This is a genomic window from Microbacterium sp. BF1 (genome assembly GCF_019279095.1).
Taxonomy (GTDB): domain Bacteria; phylum Actinomycetota; class Actinomycetes; order Actinomycetales; family Microbacteriaceae; genus Microbacterium; species Microbacterium maritypicum.
The window spans coordinates 1-3,485 of the sequence record NZ_JAGYWT010000258.1 but is presented as its reverse complement, the minus strand read 5'-3'; the positions used below and the strand labels follow the sequence as shown (position 1 = coordinate 3,485).

Annotated in this window: 6 protein-coding genes; 3 read left to right on the top strand and 3 right to left on the bottom strand. The window is 68.2% G+C overall.

What is annotated here, in order from left to right:
* Positions 1 to 156 precede the first annotated feature (156 nt).
* Positions 157 to 390 (top strand): hypothetical protein, encoded by a 234-nt coding sequence (locus KZA10_RS09995; protein ID WP_256934680.1) that lies wholly within the window; start codon positions 157 to 159, stop codon positions 388 to 390.
* A gap of 34 nt (positions 391 to 424) precedes the next feature.
* On the opposite strand, the gene KZA10_RS09990 is transcribed toward KZA10_RS09995, so the two are convergent.
* The 3 genes from KZA10_RS09990 to KZA10_RS09980 all read right to left on the bottom strand — a co-directional run bounded on the left by KZA10_RS09990 (position 425) and on the right by KZA10_RS09980 (position 2,096).
* On the bottom strand, positions 425 to 979 hold the full coding sequence (locus tag KZA10_RS09990; protein WP_017830940.1) for a YceI family protein: 555 nt from the start codon (positions 977 to 979) through the stop codon (positions 425 to 427).
* A gap of 179 nt (positions 980 to 1,158) precedes the next feature.
* Positions 1,159 to 1,527: an FKBP-type peptidyl-prolyl cis-trans isomerase gene (locus KZA10_RS09985; protein ID WP_141386367.1), complete on the bottom strand. Its 369-nt coding sequence runs from the start codon at positions 1,525 to 1,527 to the stop codon at positions 1,159 to 1,161.
* Positions 1,528 to 1,754: 227 nt separating this feature from the next.
* A complete protein-coding gene (locus tag KZA10_RS09980; RefSeq protein ID WP_256934679.1) occupies positions 1,755 to 2,096 on the bottom strand; it encodes a hypothetical protein in 342 nt (113 codons plus the stop codon).
* 80 nt (positions 2,097 to 2,176) lie between these two features.
* Here KZA10_RS09980 and KZA10_RS09975 point away from each other — a divergent pair, with 80 nt between their 5' ends.
* Positions 2,177 to 2,425, top strand: coding sequence for a pirin-like C-terminal cupin domain-containing protein (locus KZA10_RS09975; RefSeq protein WP_374196570.1), 249 nt, complete (start codon positions 2,177 to 2,179; stop codon positions 2,423 to 2,425).
* A gap of 5 nt (positions 2,426 to 2,430) precedes the next feature.
* The coding region (locus KZA10_RS09970) for a DUF6226 family protein (protein WP_218682787.1) at positions 2,431 to 3,485 on the top strand (1,055 nt) is incomplete at its 3' end.

Below are 3,485 nucleotides of genomic sequence, written 5' to 3'. Positions count from 1 at the left end.
AGGGGCTCGTCGGATTGGTGCGCGCTAGCGGGCTCTGTGAAGGGAGATACCTGCGATATCGGACGCGTATCATGTTCGGTTTCACGTGAAACGCTGACGTACCTGACGTACCTGACGTACCTGACGTCCGGCTCGTCAGGTACATACCGCAACACGATGATGCAGGCCGCGGTCCCCGACGCGATGCGCGGACGCCTCCAGGGCCTGTTCATCGTCGTCGTCGCCGGGGGCCCGCGAGTCGGGGCTCTCTACGCCGGGACGCTCGCGACCCTGACCACCCTTTGGTTCCCGCCGCTTCTCGGCGGGGTCCTGGTCATCACACTCGTCGCCATGCTCGCGCGCCGCAGCCGTCGGTTCCACGACTACGACGCAGAGAACCCCGAGCCCTGACGGGCTCGGGGTTCTGGCGACCGCGCGAACGGGGTCAGTCCTGCTGCAGCGCGCCCTGCAGGTCGAGGCTGATCGTGACGTCCTTGCCGACGAGCACGCCGCCGGTCTCCAGCGCCGCGTTCCAGGTGAGGCCGAAGTCCTCACGGTTGATGACCGTCTTGGCCGAAGCACCGGCCTTGTAGTTGCCGTACGGGTCGGTGCCGAAGCCACCGAAGTCGAGCTCGAAGCTGACCGGCTTGGTGATGCCGCGGATGGTGAGGTCTCCGTCGACGTACAGGTCATCGCCCTTGACGCGCGCACCGGTGGAGACGAACTCCATGGTCGGGAAGTTCTCCGTGTCGAAGAAGTCGCCCGAGCGCAGGTGCGCATCGCGGCCCTCGTCGTTGGTGTCGATCGAGGTGACGTCGACCGTCGCCTCGACCTTGGCCTCGAGGGGGTTCTCCGGGGCCACGAGCGTCGCGCTCTTGACGCCGAACGTGCCGCGCACCTTCGAGATCATCATGTGGCGCACGCTGAAGGTGACCTCGCTGTGCGAAGGGTCCAGGACCCAGGTGCCGGGACGGTAGCCGGGGATGTCGATGCTGGTCATTGCTTCTCCTCTGGAGACTTCAGCCGCTGCTGCGGCAAGGGACAGGGGCCGCGTTGCCGCGACCACTGTGACAACCTACATTCAGTCGCATGTATTCCCCTGAATGGAGAATCTCTTCCGGAACTCCACGAGGCGCCCCTTTCCCGAAGGAGAGGGGCGCCTCGTGGAGAAGATCGAAGTCAGCCGACGGCGACGAGATCGATGATGAAGATCAGCGTCTTGCCGGAGAGGAAGTGCCCTCCACCGGCCGGGCCGTACGCGAGGTGCGGGGGGATGATCAGCTCGCGGCGCCCGCCGACCTTCATGCCGGGGATTCCGTCCTGCCAGCCCTGGATCAGGCCGCGCAGGGGGAACTGGATAGTCTCGCCGCGGCCCCAGGAGGAGTCGAACTCCTCGCCGGAGTCGAACTCCACACCGGCGTAGTGGACCGTCACCGTGTCGCCGGGCTTCGCCTCGGTGCCGTCACCCTCGATGATGTCGCGGATGACGAGGTCCGCCGGAGCGGGGGTGCTGGGGGCGTCGAACTCAGGCTTTGTGCGTTCAGTCATGTCTCCATCAAACCCGAGGCCGACGGACGGGGTCAACGCGCGCGCACCTGCTCACAGCGAACACCTCATGCACGCACCGTAGAACCTCGGCAAGACGCTCTTGACACCCGCACGGGGCCGGGTGCACCCTGTTTACAGATCAACTCAGCGCCCGGGAGACTCGCAGGCATCGCCGCAGCACCGGGCGCTGAGTCTTGCCGGGGGCGGGCCCGCTGCCTCGCTCCGTGTCAGTAGGAGAGCAGAGCCGCCCTGGTCGCCCTGGTGCGGATCAGGAGAGCGCGCTCGTCGTCCACGGCCAGAGGATCCCGACCGGTGATCGCGCGCTGGCGCACGGCGGCGAGTGCGGTCGCGTCCTTTATGAACGCGCGCATCAGAGGCCGTCGGTCCCCGCGCAGCTGCGAGGCCCAGGCCAGTCCCACCTTTCGTCCGGCGGGGGTCGCGAGCATCGTGACCTCCTCGGGCGTGAACCACCCCGCGGCGGCGTAGTCCTCCAGGCGTGCTCTGGTGAGCCTGGCCTCCTCGCGACGCAGGGCGACGATGCACAGGATGAACCCGATGAACAGCGGCACCTGGAGGGTGAAGTAATGCAGAGCATCCGCTCGATCGCAACGGTCTGCTCTATCTCGGCGACTCGCGCGATGGGGTGGAGGTGTCGAGCGACGAGGGTGCGCTGCTGTTCCTGCTCGGCGGCGAGCCGTTCGAGGACGAGATCGTGATGTGGTGGAACTTCGCCGGCCGCACGCACGACGAGATCGTCGCAGCGCGCGAGGAGTGGGAGGCGGAGTCGTCGGCCGCTGTTGAGCCGGCACGGTTCGGCATCGTCGGCGGTCACGATATTCGAATCCCCGCTCCGCCGCTGCCCGACGTGCAGTTGATGCCCCGCGGACGCCGGATCTGATCCTGATGACGACGTCGGACCTCTTCCCCGGCACTCTGGCGCCGATGCCGGGCGCCACAGCATCCGCCACGTTGATCTGGCCGAGCGTCGAGTCGGTCGCGCCCGCGCGGTTCGTGGAGGGCTTCAAGCCCTTCGCGGCCTTCGCACGCGATTCCGATGCAGACCCCGCCGTCCTCGCGACCGACCTCTTCGCACTGTGGGACTTCATCGCTGCGCACGCCGAGCTCCTCGATGCTCCCGAGATGACGGAGGCAGCCTCGCGGTTCCTGGGGAACGCGATAGCCGTGGCGCATCCCGCGGCGAGGTGGCGGATGACGAGCGAGCCTGAGGTCGGCACCTCGGCCATGTCGATTCCGGTCGCGGGCGTGCTGCGGGCGATCGTGGAGCACCCGGAGCAGCGTGAGGCGTTTCGAGAGATGCTCGCCTCCTGGCCCCAGGCCGACCGCGACGACCTGGAGTCGAGTGCCCTCGCGCACCACGAGGTCGACGTCGACCTCGTGGTCGCCCCTGTGGCGTTCGCACGTCCGCCCCTCGCGATCCCGGAGTTCTTCGACGACGACGGCCGGGTCATCGACTACGGGTCCCGCTGGGCCGGTGGCTCTCCGCCGGACGACGCCTACTCGCGGGTCTCCCATCCTGAGCGCTTCGCCCCCGTGCTGTCCGTCGTCGACGCGCTGGTCGAGCACCTGGCGACCTGGTACGTCGTCGACGTCGACCGACGGGTCTCCGAATCGGGGGCCCGCGTGATCTGCCTGCGCCCCACGACGGGTGCGACGATCACCCTCACGGTGTCGACCGAGTCCGTCGACATCGAAGCCGGGGCCTTGTTCCGGGACCGTGCGCCCGTGTGCACCTGCGACGCCTGCGACGAGACCGCCGAGAGCGTGGCCGACAACCTGGAGCAGACCCTTCTCGCGATCGCGGCCGGAGGGTTGAGGGAGGTCTTCCCCGTCGGACAGAGGCGCTGGCTGCACACCCGGATCCACACCCCCGACGGCAGCGGACGATCCAGTGGCGGCCAGCCCGACCCGGCGATCCCCGCGAAGCGTCTCGACGAGGC